Source organism: Arthrobacter sp. 05N429 (assembly GCF_056397045.1).
This window is the reverse complement of record NZ_JBFTMQ010000007.1, coordinates 97,279-113,361: the sequence shown is the minus strand read 5'-3', so window position 1 is coordinate 113,361 and position 16,083 is coordinate 97,279. Positions and strand designations below refer to the sequence as shown.

The 16,083-nt window shown below is 66.3% G+C and carries 14 protein-coding genes and 1 tRNA gene; 4 read left to right on the top strand and 11 right to left on the bottom strand.

Going from position 1 to position 16,083, the window contains the following annotated elements; genetic code table 11:
* Positions 1–17 precede the first annotated feature (17 nt).
* Genes AC1DF4_RS13485 through AC1DF4_RS13475 form a run of 3 tightly spaced genes read right to left on the bottom strand, consistent with a single transcriptional unit; the run spans position 18 to position 2,825 of the window.
* A complete protein-coding gene (locus tag AC1DF4_RS13485) occupies positions 18–1,100 on the bottom strand; it encodes an L-idonate 5-dehydrogenase (protein WP_476913362.1) in 1,083 nt (360 codons plus the stop codon).
* A complete protein-coding gene (locus AC1DF4_RS13480; protein ID WP_476913361.1) occupies positions 1,100–1,870 on the bottom strand; it encodes an SDR family oxidoreductase in 771 nt (256 codons plus the stop codon). The genes AC1DF4_RS13485 and AC1DF4_RS13480 overlap by 1 nt, the downstream gene beginning before the upstream one ends.
* A gap of 13 nt (positions 1,871–1,883) precedes the next feature.
* The gene (locus AC1DF4_RS13475; RefSeq protein ID WP_476913360.1) at positions 1,884–2,825 is read right to left on the bottom strand and encodes an NAD(P)-dependent oxidoreductase; all 942 of its coding nucleotides are present in this window, start codon (positions 2,823–2,825) and stop codon (positions 1,884–1,886) included.
* 76 nt (positions 2,826–2,901) lie between these two features.
* Between AC1DF4_RS13475 and AC1DF4_RS13470 the strand changes: the two genes are divergently transcribed.
* On the top strand, positions 2,902–3,966 hold the full coding sequence (locus AC1DF4_RS13470) for a D-2-hydroxyacid dehydrogenase (RefSeq protein WP_476913359.1): 1,065 nt from the start codon (positions 2,902–2,904) through the stop codon (positions 3,964–3,966).
* A gap of 207 nt (positions 3,967–4,173) precedes the next feature.
* Here the strand turns inward: AC1DF4_RS13470 and AC1DF4_RS13465 are convergent, their stop codons facing one another.
* From AC1DF4_RS13465 to AC1DF4_RS13450, 4 genes are all read right to left on the bottom strand, one after another.
* Entirely contained in the window at positions 4,174–5,523 is a 1,350-nt protein-coding gene (locus tag AC1DF4_RS13465; RefSeq protein WP_476913358.1) for an MFS transporter, read from the bottom strand.
* Between the two features lie 169 nt (positions 5,524–5,692).
* Positions 5,693–6,490: an IclR family transcriptional regulator gene (locus tag AC1DF4_RS13460; RefSeq protein ID WP_476913357.1), complete on the bottom strand. Its 798-nt coding sequence runs from the start codon at positions 6,488–6,490 to the stop codon at positions 5,693–5,695.
* Between the two features lie 143 nt (positions 6,491–6,633).
* Positions 6,634–7,464: a fumarylacetoacetate hydrolase family protein gene (locus AC1DF4_RS13455; RefSeq protein WP_476913356.1), complete on the bottom strand. Its 831-nt coding sequence runs from the start codon at positions 7,462–7,464 to the stop codon at positions 6,634–6,636.
* Between the two features lie 292 nt (positions 7,465–7,756).
* Complete coding sequence (locus tag AC1DF4_RS13450; RefSeq protein ID WP_476913355.1) at positions 7,757–8,047, bottom strand: hypothetical protein; 291 nt, start codon at positions 8,045–8,047, stop codon at positions 7,757–7,759.
* A 346-nt stretch (positions 8,048–8,393) separates the two neighbouring features.
* Between AC1DF4_RS13450 and AC1DF4_RS13445 the strand changes: the two genes are divergently transcribed.
* Complete coding sequence (locus AC1DF4_RS13445; RefSeq protein ID WP_476913354.1) at positions 8,394–8,711, top strand: hypothetical protein; 318 nt, start codon at positions 8,394–8,396, stop codon at positions 8,709–8,711.
* A gap of 615 nt (positions 8,712–9,326) precedes the next feature.
* Here AC1DF4_RS13445 and AC1DF4_RS13440 read toward each other — a convergent pair.
* The 4 genes from AC1DF4_RS13440 to AC1DF4_RS13425 form a co-directional block, all read right to left on the bottom strand.
* A tRNA-Val gene (locus tag AC1DF4_RS13440) sits at positions 9,327–9,402 on the bottom strand.
* A gap of 100 nt (positions 9,403–9,502) precedes the next feature.
* Positions 9,503–10,396, bottom strand: a complete 894-nt coding sequence (locus tag AC1DF4_RS13435; protein WP_476913353.1) for an NAD-dependent protein deacetylase — start codon at positions 10,394–10,396, stop codon at positions 9,503–9,505.
* A gap of 31 nt (positions 10,397–10,427) precedes the next feature.
* A complete protein-coding gene (locus AC1DF4_RS13430) occupies positions 10,428–10,946 on the bottom strand; it encodes a peroxiredoxin (RefSeq protein WP_476913352.1) in 519 nt (172 codons plus the stop codon).
* A complete protein-coding gene (locus tag AC1DF4_RS13425) occupies positions 10,943–11,362 on the bottom strand; it encodes a DUF3052 domain-containing protein (RefSeq protein WP_476913351.1) in 420 nt (139 codons plus the stop codon). The genes AC1DF4_RS13430 and AC1DF4_RS13425 overlap by 4 nt, the downstream gene beginning before the upstream one ends.
* Before the next feature lie 397 nt (positions 11,363–11,759).
* Here AC1DF4_RS13425 and aceE point away from each other — a divergent pair, with 397 nt between their 5' ends.
* The gene (gene aceE / locus AC1DF4_RS13420; protein ID WP_476913350.1) at positions 11,760–14,540 is read left to right on the top strand and encodes a pyruvate dehydrogenase (acetyl-transferring), homodimeric type; all 2,781 of its coding nucleotides are present in this window, start codon (positions 11,760–11,762) and stop codon (positions 14,538–14,540) included.
* Between the two features lie 213 nt (positions 14,541–14,753).
* Positions 14,754–15,998, top strand: coding sequence for a PucR family transcriptional regulator (locus AC1DF4_RS13415; RefSeq protein WP_476913349.1), 1,245 nt, complete (start codon positions 14,754–14,756; stop codon positions 15,996–15,998).
* Positions 15,999–16,083 lie beyond the last annotated feature (85 nt).

Sequence of the window (16,083 nt, the reverse complement as noted above, 5' to 3'; positions counted from 1 at the left end):
TGCTGTCCCCGCCACGCTCACTCCCCTGCATCCGGGCTGAAGTCGATCAGCACCTTTCCCGAAGCCGCCGCGTTCCTGGCCACTTCAAAGGCTTCCAATCCGCTGCCGAGGGGGAAGGTGTGGGTGACCACCGGATCCACCAACAGCGATCCGTCGGCGAGCGCATTGATGACGTCGTCAATTTCGTCGTTGAAGCGGAAGGAGCCCAGCAGCTCCAGCTCGCGGGTGATGGCCAGCGAGATCAGGACGGGCTGCGGCCCCGAGGGCAGGAGCCCCACCATCACCACCCTGCCGCCGCGGACCGCGCCCTTGATCGCCGAGGCGAGGCCGTGGTGGCTGCCGGATGATTCTATGACAACGTCCGCCGCGACGGCCGCGATGGCCTCTGCATCGTCGCCCTTGAGGACCAAGTCCGCGCCCACGGCGCGGGCAATCTCCAGCGGGCGTTCGTGCATGTCCACGGCCACGATCCGCCGCGCCCCCGCACGCTTGAGGACAGCCACGGCCAGCGCGCCGATGGGCCCGCTGCCGATCACGAGGGCCGTCTTTCCCGCCACATCTCCCGCACGGGAGACGGCGTGCCAGGCCACGGCCGCAGGTTCCGCCAGCGCGGCTGTCCTCAGGTCCAGGCCGGCCGGCAGGGGACGGAGCATCCGGGCGGGCAGGACGGCGTACCGGCTGAAGGCACCGTCGGTGTGCGGGAAACGCGCGGCGCTGCCGAGGTAGGTGCAACCCGGCGAAAGGTTCGGTCGGTCCTCCGGATACGGGGCGGCGCCAGGTCCCGGCGTGGCGGGATGCACGGCGACACGCGTGCCGGCCGCGGGCCCCGAGCCGTCTCCGGCTGCCACGAGGACCGTTCCCACGATCTCGTGGCCCAGGATCATCGGCGCCTTGAGGACCGATTCCCCCGCGGCTCCGTGCAGCCAGTAGTGCAGGTCCGAGCCGCAGATGCCGCCGAAGGCGACTTCGATGACTGCCTCATCGGGCGCCGGCGCGGGGACGGGAAGGTCCTCGATCCGGAGATCACCCGCCGCGTGGGCCACCACTGCGGCCGCCATGGCCGGAAGTTCCACTACGCTGCCCAGCAAAACGGTGTCCATCAGACCACCACCGTCATTCCGCCGTCGATGAAGATGGTCTGGCCGTTGACGAAATTCGAGCCGTCGGACGCGAGCCAGACCGCCGGGCCGGCGAGGTCCTGCACGGTCCCCCAGCGGTGCGCCGGGGTACGGCCCAGGATCCAAGCATTGAACTGCTCGTCGTCCACGAGGTTCTGGGTCATTTCGGTGTGGATGTAGCCGGGTGCGATGCCGTTGATCTGCAGGCCGGACCCGGCCCACTCGGCCGTCATGGCCCGGGTCAGGTTGCGCAGTCCGCCCTTGGCCGCGATGTAGGGGGCGATCGTGGGCCGGGCGAGGTCCGACTGGACGGAGCAGATGTTGATGATTTTTCCCCGCCCGCGCGGAATCATGTGCCGTGCCGCCTCCCGGCCCACGAGGAAGGCGCTGGTCAGGTCGGTGGAGATCACCCGCTCCCAGTCGGCGACATCCAGCTCCAGCATGGGGACCCGGTGCTGGATGCCGGCGTTGTTGACCAGGATTTCGAGCGGTCCGACGTTCTCTTCCACCCACGCGACGCCCCGGGCAGCCTCGGTGTCGCTGGTGACGTCGAAGGCGCAGCTGGAGATCCGCCCCGGCGGGTAGTCCGCGGCCATGGCGGTTTCCGCGGCTTTCAGCCGTTCGGGGCTGATCCCGTTGAGCACCACCGTGGCGCCGGCGTCGGCCAATGCCCGGGCCAGCGCGTTGCCGATCCCCCGGCTGGAGCCGGTGACCAGTGCGGTCCGGCCTGTCAGGTCAAAAAGTCCGCTCATGGTTCGCTGATCCTCACTTGGTGTTGACGGTTGTGGTGACTGTCGTGCCGCCTCTGGCGACGTCGCCGAGATTTGCGATGGCCTGCCGGACGACGGCAAGGTCCCGGTCCCCCAGTCCCTGGCGTTTCAGTTCCGCGTAGAGTTCGACGCCGGCCTCCGCCATCGGCACGGCGGCACCGGCGGCGGCGGCGCTCTCGATCACGAAGGACAGGTCCTTGTGCATGAATTTTGCCGGGCCGGTGGGCTCGTAGTCCTTCGCGGCGAGCCGAGGGCCCACGATGTCCAGGACCCTGCTGCCGGCCAGGCCGCCCGCGAGCACGTCGTAGAGGGCACCGACGTCCATGCCCGAGCGTTCGGCGAGTTCCGCTGCCTCGGCGAGCGCCGCCGTCGTGGTCCCCACGATGAGCTGGTTGCACGCCTTGGCGAGCGACCCGGACCCCAGCGGCCCCAGCCGCCGCACGGTGCTGCCCATGGCGCTGAAGAGCGGCAGCAGCCGCTGGAAGTCCTCCTCGCTGGCGCCGGCCATGATGGCCAGGGTCCCCTCCACGGCGCCTTTGGTGCCGCCGCTGACGGGAGCGTCGACGACGACGGCGTTTCCTCCGCTTGCCCGGGCCACCCGCGACCCGAAGTCCTGCACCGCGGCCGGCGAGACGCTGCTCATGACCACCACGGCGGTTCCGGCTGCGGGCGGGTGTACGGACCAGCTGGCCAGGAGCCCCGCGGCGGCGTCTTCGATGTAGGGCAGATCCGGGAGCATAAAGATGATGAACGGGACGTCGCGGAGCTCTTCCACCTCTGCCACGCGGGCGCCGCCGAGGGCTTCGATCTCCTCCAGCGCCGCCGGCGAACGGTTCCAGGCGCTGACAGCCCAACCCGCTTTGAGGAGGTTTGCCGCCATCGGCGCCCCCATCAGGCCCAGGCCCACAAAGCCGGCTTCCTTCCGGTCCTTATCCATGCTGCCTCACTTCGTCGTGGCTAATCTGTAGTGGCCAATCTTTGAAATCTGTTCAATATCCTAGCCTCCATTCAGTATGATGAACACTATGACGACTAAAACCACCGTCGCGATCGCCGTCCCGCTCGAAGCAGAGCTGGTGGAGCGCATCCGCGCAGTAGATCCCTCCGTTACCGTCCTCTACGAGCCGGAACTGTTGCCTCCGGAGCGCTTTCCCGCCGACCACGCGGGCGATCCTGACTTCCGCCGGACGCCTGAGCAGGAAGAGCGCTACTGGGACATGCTCAACCAGGCCCAGGTGCTGTACGGCTTCCCCAACGAGAGCCCCGCAGGCCTTGCCAGGATCGCCGGCAGCAATGCCCACCTGGAGTGGATTCACGCCATGGCGGCAGGAGCCGGCGGTGCCGTGAAGGCATCGGGGCTCGACGCCGGGACGCTGCAGAAGTTCAAGGTGACCACCTCCGCCGGGGTGCACGCCCTGCCGCTCGCCGAGTTCGCCGCCCTCGGCATCCTCAACGGGTTCAAGCGCAGCGCGGAACTGGCACAGGACCAGGCGGCCAGGAACTGGCCCGAGCTCCGCACGCCCACGCGGCTGGTCAACGGCTCACACCTCGTGGTCACCGGACTCGGGGAGATCGGCCTGGAGACTGCCCGGATCGCCCGCGCACTCGGCATGACCGTCAGCGGCACCAAGCGGACGGTGGAGCCGCTCGACGGGATCCAGGACGTCACGGACAACGACGGCCTCGCCGGACTGCTGGCCACCGCGGACGCCGTCGTGAACACCCTTCCGGGCACGCCGTCCACCGAGAAGCTCTTCAGCCGCGAAGTCTTCGCGGCCATGAAGCCGGGCACGGTCTTCGTGAACGTGGGCCGCGGCACCGTTGTGGACGAGGAGGCGCTGCTGGAGGCGCTTGGGAACGGCCAGGTGTCCTACGCGTGCCTGGACGTGTTTGCCGTGGAGCCGCTTCCACAGGACAGCCCGCTGTGGAACCACCCCAAGGTGATGGTGTCCCCGCACACCTCGGCCCTCAGCGCCGCCGAAAACCGGCTGATCGCCGAACGGTTCTGCAGCAACCTGCGGACCTACCTCGACGGCGGCGAACTCCCCCACGTGGTGGACACGGTCCACTTCTACTAGATCCTGACCCCGGCCGGATTTCTACGGTCCGGGTTGCACGCCCAAGGGCGGCCCTCCCAAGAACGGAGGGCCGCCCTTTTGTGTCGGTTCGTGCTGGGTCGATGCGCGTTGTGTCGAACCCCGCGACGCAAAACGAGAAGCCGCGGCCCCTTCCTGAGCGGAAGGGGCCGCGGCCGGCCCGGCAGACCGGGCAGCAAACGCGAGGGCTTAGCTGGCGTCCTCGGTCAGGAGGAGGTCGCGTCCCACCGTCTCGGGGGTGAAGAACGTCGTGACGAACGAGATCAGGGCGAGTACCAGCGAGTAGATGGCGAGCACCAGCCAGGAGTGATCCGTCACAGACAGCAGCGCGGCACCCACCAGCGGAACCAGCCCGCCGGCCATCACGGCAGAGAGCTCGCGGCTCATGGCCACGCCGGTGAACCGGTACCGCGAACCGAAGAGTTCGGGCAGAAGCGGGCACTGCGGGCCGAGCATGGACTGGACGCCAAGGGCAATGCCCACCACCATAACGATCCACACGAGCGTGACGTTGCCCAGGGTCACCAGGTAGAACGCCGGCAGCGCGATGAGGGCCTGGAACAGCGCGCCGTAGCGGTAGACCGGAACCCGGCCGAACCTATCCGACAACGCACCAAACGTGACGACCATGACGGCGGCGAAACCGGCGGCAATGAGCAGGCCCACGGGCCCGATGAACTTGTCCCCCGGGAAGACCCCGTCCTTGGACGCCAGGAAGGCGATCAGCAGGGCCGAGTAGATGGAGGAGTTGCCGTTCTCGCCCATCCGCAGGCCAATCCCGATCAGGGTGTTCTTCTTGGAGTGCTTCCACAGCTGGCCGAGGGGGTTCTTGGCCACGTTCTTGTGCTTCTCAAGTTCCTGGAAGACGGGCGTTTCCTTCAGCCGCAGCCGGATGAAGACGGCAAGCGCAATCAGGATCACGCTGGACAGGAACGGAACCCGCCACAGCCATCCCTCCAGGGTGGCCTTGTCCGACATGGCAATCAGGGCAAAAGTCCCGGCGCCGAGCAGCGTGCCGAGCTGTATGCCGACGAACGGGAGCGCAGCGAAGAAGCCCCGACGGCGGCGCGGTGCAACTTCGGAAATCAGCGTGGTGGCCCCTGCCTGCTCCGCGCCGGCGCCCAGTCCCTGGAAGATCCGCAGGGTGACCAGGAGAACGGCGCCCACCATTCCGGCCTGTTCAAAGGTGGGCAGCAGGCCGATGGCGAAGCTGGCCGTCCCCATCAGGCCGATTGTGAGGATAAGGACCATCTTGCGGCCGAACCTGTCACCGATGTAGCCGAAGATCATCCCGCCGAAGGGCCGGGCCGCGAAACCGACGCCGTACGTGGCGAACGAGGCGATCAGGGCGCCGTCGTCGCCGAGCGGCTTGAAGAACAGCGGGCCGAAGATCAGGGCCGAGGCCAGGCCATAAATGTAGAAGTCGTAGTACTCCAGGGCCGAGCCCACGGAGCTGGCAAGAGTCGCCCTTCGCAGCTGATCCGGATCGACGACGGCGCCGTCCGCCTCAGCATGCGGTGTATTCGTACTGGTTGTCACAAGCACTCCCTCAAGAACACTCCAGACCCCCGTTGGCCTGGTGGGATATGAGCAACCCCCGGAAGGGATGATCACCATGTTGAACAGCGTACAACATGGTGATCACCTAGCCAATGTGTAATCCGATATATTTTTTGGGTCCGCCGTCTGCTGCGCGACGGCGGAGGCGTTACCCCATGGGGTTGCCCAGGGACCGGGCCAGTTCCTTGAGTTCTTTGACCATCAGGGCGCCCTGTTCGTCCGAGTAGGTCGCCTTCAGCGCGGTGACTGACAGGCCCAGGCTGGGCCCGTGCGCACCACGGGTCGGGACGGAAACGGCAAGGCAGACGACACCCGTGGTGGACTCCTCGTCCTCGAAGGCATAGCCCCGTTCCCGAATGACCTCGAGTTCGGCCTTGAGTTCGGCGCCCGTCCGCAGCGACTTGGGGGTCAGAACCGGAAGTTCGGCGTCGTCCGGGAACATCTCGGCAACATCGTGGTCATGCAGCCGTGCCAGCAGCGCCTTGCCGACGGCGCAGAGGGAAACCGGCATCTTGTCGCCGATGTTGGACGTCAGACGCACGGCGGGATGGCCCTCATAGCGGGCCAGGTAGATGACGTTGGTTCCGTCCAGCATGGCGATGCGGACTGTTTCGCCGGAAAGCGTCGGAGCCTGCTCACAGAAACGGTAGAACTCCTGGACCTCGTCAAGGCGGCTGAGGTAGGCCGCGCCGAGTTCGACCAATTTGCGCCCCAGGGTGAACTCCGCACCCTGGCGGTTGATGAGCCGGGCCTCTTCGAGGGCGAGCAGGAGGTTCGATGTGGAGGATTTCGGGATCCCCAGCTCCCGCGCGAGGTCACTCAGCGTGAGGCGTCCGGTCGCAGACGCAGCCAGGGCCTCCAGCACGGCGGCGGCGCGTGTGACCGCCGGCGCCGGCGAGGCGCTTCCCAGTCCATCAGTGGTTCGGGGAACTCGGGAATCGGCCATGATTCTCCTTCAGGTATCGCGTGTGTGGCGCAGGCGCCGTTCGAACGGCTGTTCATTCAGCTGAACAGTAACCATCATAATGTCTGGAGTCGCCAATCTCTCCCAGCGGTCGGCCCGGAGCGCAGGCTGTTGCCGGCCTGGAGTCAGCCGACGGCCACAACGGGGTTAGTGAGCTCCCCGATTCCTTCGACGCGGCAGGTGACCGTGTCGCCGGGGTGGATGCGTGCACACTCGGCGGGGAAGCCCGTGAGCACGAGGTCGCCGGGGTGAAGCGTCATGAACGACGTCAGGTAGACCAGGATTTCCGCCACGCCCCAGCCCAGATCAGCAGAGCTCGCCGCCTTGAGCTCCGTGCCGTTGTGGGTGATCCCGATGGCCAGGTTGGCGCCGTCAAGTCCCGTAACGATCCACGGCCCTGCCGGAGTGAACGTGTCCTGGCTCTTGGCGCTGATCCAGAGATCGTCCGTCTTCTGCAGGTCCCTTGCCGAGACGTCGTTTCCGATGGTGAATCCCAGGACCGCCGTCAGTGCGTTGTCCAGCGTCAGTCCGCGGGCCCTGCTCCCGACGACGACCGTGAGTTCCGCCTCCGGATCAACGTGGCCCACGTCTGGACCCAGCTCTATGGCGTCTCCCGGCCCCACCACACTGGTTGCTGCCTTGTGGAAGGCCTGGGGAGGCAAAGCCCGGCCCGCAGGCCCGGTGTTGTGGGCCATGCCCAGGACATTGGCCGGGGCGCTTGGCGCCAGGAAGGTGAACGTGCTTGCGTCGACCGCGTCGCCGTTTTCCCAACCTGCGCGGGGTGCACTGCCGGCGTTCGCCAAGGAACCGGGGAACGGCGAGTCGACAACTGTCCACACCCGCCCTGCTTCACTGTCGAAGGCCGGGACATCGTTGGCGACGAAGAAGTGCTCGGCTTCCGAGACGGGGGCAAGGGGGCGGACCCGGGCGATACGGCGGGCACTCGTGGCGTTCATGATGACATCCTAGGTGGCGGCCACGGACCGGTACGGAATGTGTCGGTCCGGGCGCCTTCCGCCCCCGGCTCCAGGCCCGGGCCAGGCCGTCGAATGGCCGTCAATTACCCCATCGAATGGTCATTTCGGCGCGTCGGAATCGCCGCCGCCTGTTTCACATTTCCCAGTGTTCACGGTATATTCATATCAAGCCTTCCACCGCGGCATCCCCCAATAGTCGCGGTGGAAGGCTTTTCCAATGCCCGCGTAAATGCCCCGGGAGTTCCGGCGTTTCAGGCCCGCAGTCCCGCCGCTACGCCGCGTCCGCTATGGCCTCCCGGAGCCGCCAGCCGCCACCCAGTCCGTCCCGGATGATTTCCATCGTGGTGAGGGCGGAACCCGCATTGCGGCCCAGCCTCGCCTGGATCTGCCAGACCTCGACGTCGACGCGGCTCAGCCCCTTGGGCATCCGCCGCTCCGCCTCCCACCAGCTGACCCGTTCGAACCAGCGGACCGGCTCCGCGCCGACAATCCATTCGCGGCCGCCGCGCACTACGGCCTGGGGCCTGCCATCCGGGGCGGATTTCACCATGACGTGTTCCATGCCAGCCACGGTAGGCCGGGGCACCGACAATATCCCGGGCGCGGCGAGCAGGCCGCCGTCCGAATCCAGAGACAAGCCGTGACCAGGGCAACCTCCGCACCGATAGAACATGGAAGCACCCAGGGCACAACGACGCGGACTCCATGGCAAAACTCTATGGGGGCACGGGCCGAAGAGTAAGTGGCTGGCAGCACCCGGCGGGCTGGCTCCAGTTCATGGGGGGACATAGGAGCCAGCCTCGGGGAATCGGCACATCGCTGGGATGTGCCGTGTGGGACTGTCAGCGAATGACATTGCCACTTCCGAGGTAAAGGTATGGGCGGGACCTTAACTATTCCTTGGAGCTATGGCGTCGTTCACCCTCGACGGGATCTCCTACGAGTACCTGCGGCGGGCCCCGGGACCCCACGCGAACATCCAATCGTGGGAGTACGGCAGTTACCCGAATATCATGGCGACCGTTCCCCTGGCCGACGGCTTCACAGTGGACGTCTACGCGCTGGCTTCCCGGTGGAACCCGACGCACATCCTCGTCGCATGGCAGGACGACGAGTACCACCCACACGGGGAAACAGGATCCCTGGGTTCCTGCCGACCTGAAACGAATGCGTCAGAAGAGGCGCCGCTCGCGGGCGTGACTAGCAGCCGTCTGCTCCTTACGTGACGGCCACGCGATCGACTTTCTTCACCGATCGGTTTCGCGCCACTCCGATGGTTATAATCGATCCGCCTCCCGCTGGGGGCGCCGTGGATTCAATACTTTGGAGGCTGATGTGGACGAGAGTTTGGCGCGTGTTTGGGTTGCTTCCGCAGACAGTGAGTCCGCGGACTTTGCAGCGGATCAAGCGCGAATGGACCTACGCGATGCAATGACCGAGGCCCTGGATGGGGGCGCCGATCCGCAGAGTGTCTGGGCTGCTTCCAATGCCACTGACTCTGACATGATGCGCGACCAACAAGATGCGGATCTGCCCGAGTTGGCATAGTTGGGAGGCGTCCGCGGTCGCAGCCGTGATGCGGCGCTTGACGCCTTTAAGCCGTCCCGGTCCCTGACTGGTTTTAGAACTTGATGATTTCCGTCATGGGCTGATACTGCCCCGGCATCCCGGTCCCAGGGAGGTTCAGGGAGCCTCAGCTCCCGCAGGCCATGGGCGGCGGCTGCAACTCTACGGATGTGCGCGGAACTCAGCAGAAGAACTCCGAGGAACTCGATACGCCCGGAACTCACGCAAAAGCCCCGCCGTTCCGGGGATTTCCAGAACAACGGGGCTGCGTAACTTGGTGGGTCCTACCGGGATCGAACCGATGACATCCACGGTGTAAACGTGGCGCTCTACCAGCTGAGCTAAAGACCCAAACCGCTGTTTTCACGCTTCCGCGCTTCAACCAACGAACAGTTACTGTACCGGATGAACCCGGCGGAACGCCAATCGGGCCGAGGCTCCCCCGCCCCGTTCACAGCGGGGGCAATTCGGCGGCGAGCCAGGTGAGCGCCTCGCTGACGCCGGCGTCGAGCTTGATGGCGGCAAGCCCGTCCCCGCGGGTCTGGCCCCGGTTGATGATGACGACCGGCTTTCCGTGCTTGGCGGCGTGCCGGGCAAACCGCAGGCCACTCATGACCGTCAGCGAGGAGCCCGCCACCAGGAGGGCACCTGCCTCATCCACCATGGCGTAGGAGCGTTCCACCCGGTCCTTGGGGACGTTTTCTCCGAAGTAGACGAAATCGGGCTTCAGCGTTCCGCCGCAGGCAGGGCAGTGGGCCACAACAAAACTCTCAATCAGGGCGGCGTCCTCGACCGTGGCGTCGGCGTCGGGGGCCATTTCAACCACCCCGGCGGCAAGGGCACGTTCCAGGAAACCCGGATTGAGTTCCTCCAGCACGCCCGCCAGCAGCTTCCGGCTGTAGCGGCGGTGGCAAGAGAGGCAGACCACCTGGTCGAACCGGCCGTGCAGGTCCACAACGTTGACACTCCCGGCGTCCTCGTGGAGCCGGTCCACGTTCTGGGTGATGAGGCCGGTGAGCAGCCCGCGGCTCTCCAGCCGGGCGACGGCGGCGTGGCCCTCATTGGGGTCGGCCCGGCGAAGGTGGGACCAGCCGATGTGGTTGCGGGCCCAGTAGCGGCGCCGGTTGTCCGCGGCGCCGATGAATTCCTGGTAGGTCATCGGCGCCCGGGGCGCGGCACCCGGTCCGCGGTAGTCCGGAATGCCGGAATCAGTGCTCAGCCCGGCACCGGTCAGCACCGCAAAGCGTTCTCCCGCGAGAATGCCGTGGATATCCTGCAGGACCTCAAGTTCGCTGCGGGCGGGCTCGCCGGCAGTGACCGGGGGCAGGCTGGCGAACCCCGTCATGCCGATCCCGGGCCGCCGCGTCCTCACCGCGTCAGTTCCCGCCGAGTCCCGCCAGGGCGGTGCGGTACTCGGTGAAGTCCCGGGCCTGGCCGCGGGGATTCACCACGACGTAACGCACGGTTCCGCCGGCGTCGATGATGAACGTTCCCCGCTTCGCCATCCCGCTTTCGGCGTCGAACACGCCGTACTGACGGGCGACGGCGCCATGAGGCCAGAAGTCCGCCAGCAAGTCGAAGGCGTAGCCTTCCTTCTCCGCGTAGGCCCTCTGGGCAAATTTGCTGTCCACCGAGATCCCCAGCACGACGGCGTCGGCATCCTCGAGCAGCGCCAGGTTGTCACGGATTTCGCACAACTCCCCCGTGCAGATGCCGGAAAAGGCGAACGGGAAGAACACGAGGACAACGTTCCGGCCCCGGAGTTCCGAGAGCCTCACGGGTTCGCCGAACTGGTTCACCAGTTCGAAGTCGGGAGCGGCCTCGCCGACGGCGGGCACAGCCCGCGCCTCAAGCCGCGGATCCCCGATGACGCCCGCAGCGCCCGCTTGGGTCACTTGTTCTTCCGCGTGACCAGACGGGTGGCGCTCCAGTCCTTGGAGACGCCCGCGGAGGTGGTGTAGTGCAGGCCAGCCGTGGGCGCAGCATCCTGGATGTCAGCCGGCGAAACGTAGCCAACCCGGCCGGACTTCGGGGTCAGCACCCACACGACGCCGCCCTCGGTCAGGGTGGTGCGCGAGCCGACCAGGGTGTCAACGAGGTCGCCGTCGTCGGACCGCCACCAAAGAATCACCGCGTCGACGACTTCGTGCTCGTCCTCATCGAAGAGTTCCGAGCCGGTGAGATCTTCGATGTCGTCGCGCAAATCGAAGTCGACGTCATCGTCATAACCGAATTCCTGGATCAGGTCTCCGGTTTTGAAACCCAGTTTTTCCGCCACATTTACCGAAGTGGCGGCGTCGGCCTCGCTCACGTGTTGCTCCTATGCTTGGTGTTTTCAACAGCTCTAGTGATTTCCATTACTCCAAGCCAACACCCTTTGCGCCTGCGCTTCAAGCTGTTGGCCCCGCGATCCGCCATATTCTGCGTCACACACGGCGATCCGAGCACCGCCTGGCGGCACTTCGTCACACAACCAGTATGCCGGTCAAATACGACGGTGCCCCCACACGACAGCTACGCATCCCCGAGCTGTCAGAGCTAGAGTGGCTGATGACGACTACGCCCGCGAGGGCGAATGCCCCGCCGACGCAGGCGGGAATAGTTGTGATTGGACCTTGCCCGGCGCACATGACCGGGCAGTTGTAACCGATATGTCGCACACGTCGCGTTCACGCCAGGCAGTTACCCTGCCGGAGCTGAGGGTGCCGATGAATGCGCTCAAAGAGAGGTTGGACGTGGCTGCAGGAGAAGAGACCTCCCATATCCTCAGCGGGTTGACTAACCAGCTGCCTGATCGTGATCCGGAAGAGACCGCCGAATGGCTGGAGTCCCTGGATACCCTGATTCAGGAACAGGGCACCGAGCGTGCCCAGTACATAATGCGCAGCCTGCTCCAGCGGGCCGGCGCGCAGAGCGTGGGTGTGCCGATGGTCACCACCACGGACTACGTCAACACGATCCCGGTGGACCAGGAAGCGGAGTTCCCGGGCGACGAGGAAATCGAGCGTAAGTACCGGGCATGGCTGCGGTGGAACGCCGCCGTCATGGTGCACCGGGCGCAGCGGGCAGACATCGGCGTCGGCGGGCACATCTCCACCTACGCCGGTGCCGCGACCCTGTACGAGGTCGGGTTTAACCACTTCTTCCGCGGCAAGGACCACCCCGGCGGCGGGGACCAGGTCTTCTTCCAGGGCCACGCCTCCCCCGGCATGTACGCCCGCGCCTTCATGGAAGGCCGCCTGACCGAGGAGGACCTGGACGGGTTCCGGCAGGAAAAGTCCAAGGAAGGCCACGCCCTCTCTTCCTACCCGCACCCGCGCCTCATGCCGGAGTTCTGGGAATTCCCCACGGTCTCGATGGGCATCGGCCCCATGAACGCGATCTACCAGGCCCAGTCCAACCGGTACTTGGCCAACCGCGGCATCAAGGACACCACCGACCAGCAGGTCTGGGCGTTCCTGGGCGACGGCGAAATGGACGAGCCCGAGTCCCGCGGCCTGCTCCAGCTCGCCGCGAACGACAAGCTCGACAACCTGAACTTCGTGATCAACTGCAACCTCCAGCGCCTCGACGGGCCGGTCCGGGGCAACGGCAAGATCATGCAGGAACTCGAGGCGTTCTTCCGCGGCGCGGGCTGGAACGTCATCAAGGTCGTCTGGGGCCGGGAGTGGGATGACCTCCTTGCCAAGGATGAGGACGGCTCGCTCGTGAAGATCATGAACGAGACCGTCGACGGTGACTACCAGACGTACAAGGCCGAGTCCGGCGCGTTCGTCCGCGAGCACTTCTTCGGGCAGACCCCTCAGACCAAGGAAATGGTCCAGGACCTCACCGACGACCAGATCTGGAACCTCAAGCGCGGCGGCCACGACTACAACAAGGTCTACGCCGCCTACAAGGCCGCGACCGAGTTCAAGGGCAAGCCCACTGTCATCCTGGCGCACACGGTCAAGGGCTACGGCCTGGGCACCCACTTCGAGGGCCGCAACGCGACCCACCAGATGAAGAAGCTCACGCTCGCGGACCTGAAGGCCTTCCGCGACCACCTGCGCATCCCGATCACGGATGACCAGCTCGAAGCGGACCTCTACCGGCCCCCGTACTACCACCCCGGCCCGGATTCCCCTGAGATCAAGTACCTCATGGAACGCCGCCGCGCCCTCGGCGGCTTCGTCCCCGAACGCCGCTCCAAGCACACCGACGTCACCCTCCCGGATGACAAGGTCTACGAAGTCGCCAACCGCGGCTCCGGCAAGCAGCTGGCCGCCACCACCATGGCCTTCGTGCGGCTCCTCAAGGACCTCATGCGGGACAAGGAATTCGGCAACAGGATCGTCCCGATCATCCCGGACGAGGCCCGCACCTTCGGCATGGATGCGTTCTTCCCGACGGCGAAGATCTACAACCCGAACGGCCAGAACTACCTGTCCGTGGACCGCGAGCTCGTCCTGGCGTACAAGGAGTCCATCTCCGGCCAGATCGTGCACGCCGGCATCAACGAGGCCGGTTCGGTGGCTGCTTTCACCGCCGCGGGCACGTCTTACGCCACGCACGGCGAACCGCTGATCCCGATCTACGTCTTCTACTCGATGTTCGGCTTCCAGCGCACGGGTGACTCCTTCTGGGCCGCAGCGGACCAGATGACCCGCGGGTTCATCATCGGCGCCACCGCCGGCCGCACCACCCTGACCGGTGAGGGCCTGCAGCACGCCGACGGCCACTCCCCGATCCTGGCCGCGACCAACCCGGCCGTGGTCACCTACGACCCCGCCTACGGCTACGAGATCGGCGTCATCATGCGCGACGGCCTCAACCGCATGTACGGTCCCGGACCGGCGGACAACGACCCGTCGCGGAACGTGATGTACTACATCACCGTCTACAACGAGCCGATTTCCCAGCCCGCAGCACCGGCGGAAATCGACGTCGAAGGCATCATCAAGGGCATCTACCTGCTGGCACCGGCCAAGATTGACGGCCCGCGCACGCAGATCCTTGCCTCCGGCGTGTCCGTCCCCTGGGCCCTCGAAGCCCAGCGGGTGCTCGCCGAGGACTGGGGCGTCTCCGCCGATGTCTGGTCCGTGACGTCCTGGAGCGAACTGCGCCGCGACGCCATGGCCGCCGAGGAAGAAGCCTTCCTGAACCCGGGCCAGCCCGCCCGCGTGCCGTTCGTGACCGAGCAGCTCGCCGGCGCGACCGGTCCGATCGTGGCGGTCACCGACTACATGAAGGCCGTGCCGGACCAGATCCGCCAGTTCCTTCCGAACGAGTTCGCCTCGCTCGGAGCCGACGGCTTCGGCTTCTCGGACACCCGTGCCGCTGCGCGCCGCTTCTTCAAGAACGACATCCACTCCGTGGTTGTCCGTTCGCTGCAGATGCTCGCTCGCCGTGGCGAGGTGGATGCCCAGGCTCCGGCCCAGGCAATCGAGAAGTACCGCCTGCACAACGTCAACGCCGGTACCACCGGCAACGCGGGCGGCGACTCCTAAGTCCAGTCCAGCACCGTACGACGGCGGTCCCCACCGGAAGGCGGGGGCCGCCGTCGTCGTTTGGTCCCGCTTGCTGCGCCGGTACGCATACCAGTCCGGCCGGCCGACGGCGTTCGGATCCAGCACTGTGATCCAGCACTGTGATCCAGCACTCCGTGCCTTGTAGCCTTTGCACAAATGGAGCTTGGGCGGCAGGCACCGTATGCTCGATGCATGTCCGAGCCGATCACCACTCCCGCAAAAAGCAAGCCCTCCTCACGGGCGATGCCCCCGGAGAAGGTCGAGACCCTCAAAAAACTTCGGGCGAGCGTCGGCCAGCTCTCCACCACGACACTGCGCCAGCTGGAAAAATCCCTGCCGTGGTACAGCCGGCTGAACTCCGATGAACGCTCGGCCCTGGGCATGGTGGCCCAGAACGGAATCGCCGCCTTCGTCACCTGGTACGAGCGCCCCAGCTCCCCGTCGTGGATCCTGTCCGACGTTTTCGGCACCGCGCCCACCGAACTCACCCGCTCCATCAGCCTGCAGAAGGCCCTCCAGCTGATCCGGATCGTCGTGGAAGTGGTCGAGGACCAGGTGCCCGTGATCGCCCCGGAGGCGGACCAGGGCGCACTGCGGGAAGCGGTGCTGCGGTACTCCCGCGAGGTTGCCTTCGCCGCCGCCGATGTCTACGCCCGCGCCGCCGAATCCCGCGGATCGTGGGATACCCGGCTGGAAGCCCTCATTGTGGACGCCATCCTGCGCGGCGAAAACACCGATGCTTTGCGGTCCCGGATTGCCGCGCTGGGCTGGAAGGCCCAGGAGCGGTTCACCGTGATGGTGGGAAATTCCCCGTCCGAACCGAGCGCCAGCTACGTCAGCGAACTGCGCCGCACGGCCGGGCGTTTCGCCGAAGACGCCCTCGTCGGAATCCAGGGCGACCGGCTCATCCTCATCCTCGGCGGGGTCCACGACCGCGAGACCGCTTACCTGAAGCTCGCCGAACTCTTCGCTCCGGGGCCGGTGGTCTACGGCGCCGAAGCAGGTTCCCTGCTGGAGGCCAGCGGCTCGGCCCAGTCCGCGTTCGCGGGGCTGACCGCTGCCCGCGCGTGGCCCGCCGCGCCGCGCCCGGTGGCAGCGGACGACCTCCTGCCGGAGCGCGTGATCTCCGGGGACGACGCCGCCCGGCGCTCCCTGGTCAAGAACATCTACCGGCCCCTGCTGGCGGCATCCAACGGCCTGGTGGAGACGCTCGGCACCTACCTCGAACTGGGCCATTCGCTGGAGGCAACGGCCCGTGAACTCTTCGTGCACGCCAATACCGTGCGGTACCGGCTCAAGCGCGTCTGTGACGTCACGGGCTGGGATCCGCTGTTGCCGCGGGAGGCCTTTGTGCTCCAGACGGCCCTCGTCGTGGGCCGGCTTGCGACCCCTCCGAAGCCCGCGACCGAACGGCAGCCGTCGCGTAACAACCCCTGATGAGTTGTAGACTTCCTACAAAGTGACCCGATGAGCTTGGTGCATGAATGCACCGATAATCACGCCGTAGTTTGGAAAGCTGGAT

What these genes read in the sequence shown, in the direction of transcription:
- AC1DF4_RS13485 (WP_476913362.1), bottom strand. Translation starts at nt 1,100, where the DNA reads ATGGACACCGTTTTGCTGGGCAGCGTAGTGGAACTTCCGGCCATGGCG.
- AC1DF4_RS13480 (WP_476913361.1), bottom strand. Translation starts at nt 1,870, where the DNA reads ATGAGCGGACTTTTTGACCTGACAGGCCGGACCGCACTGGTCACCGGC.
- AC1DF4_RS13475 (WP_476913360.1), bottom strand. Translation starts at nt 2,825, where the DNA reads ATGGATAAGGACCGGAAGGAAGCCGGCTTTGTGGGCCTGGGCCTGATG.
- AC1DF4_RS13470 (WP_476913359.1), top strand. Translation starts at nt 2,902, where the DNA reads ATGATGAACACTATGACGACTAAAACCACCGTCGCGATCGCCGTCCCG.
- AC1DF4_RS13460 (WP_476913357.1), bottom strand. Translation starts at nt 6,490, where the DNA reads ATGGCCGATTCCCGAGTTCCCCGAACCACTGATGGACTGGGAAGCGCC.
- AC1DF4_RS13455 (WP_476913356.1), bottom strand. Translation starts at nt 7,464, where the DNA reads ATGAACGCCACGAGTGCCCGCCGTATCGCCCGGGTCCGCCCCCTTGCC.
- AC1DF4_RS13450 (WP_476913355.1), bottom strand. Translation starts at nt 8,047, where the DNA reads ATGGAACACGTCATGGTGAAATCCGCCCCGGATGGCAGGCCCCAGGCC.
- AC1DF4_RS13445 (WP_476913354.1), top strand. Translation starts at nt 8,394, where the DNA reads ATGGCGTCGTTCACCCTCGACGGGATCTCCTACGAGTACCTGCGGCGG.
- AC1DF4_RS13435 (WP_476913353.1), bottom strand. Translation starts at nt 10,396, where the DNA reads ATGACGGGGTTCGCCAGCCTGCCCCCGGTCACTGCCGGCGAGCCCGCC.
- aceE (WP_476913350.1), top strand. Translation starts at nt 11,760, where the DNA reads ATGAATGCGCTCAAAGAGAGGTTGGACGTGGCTGCAGGAGAAGAGACC.
- AC1DF4_RS13415 (WP_476913349.1), top strand. Translation starts at nt 14,754, where the DNA reads ATGTCCGAGCCGATCACCACTCCCGCAAAAAGCAAGCCCTCCTCACGG.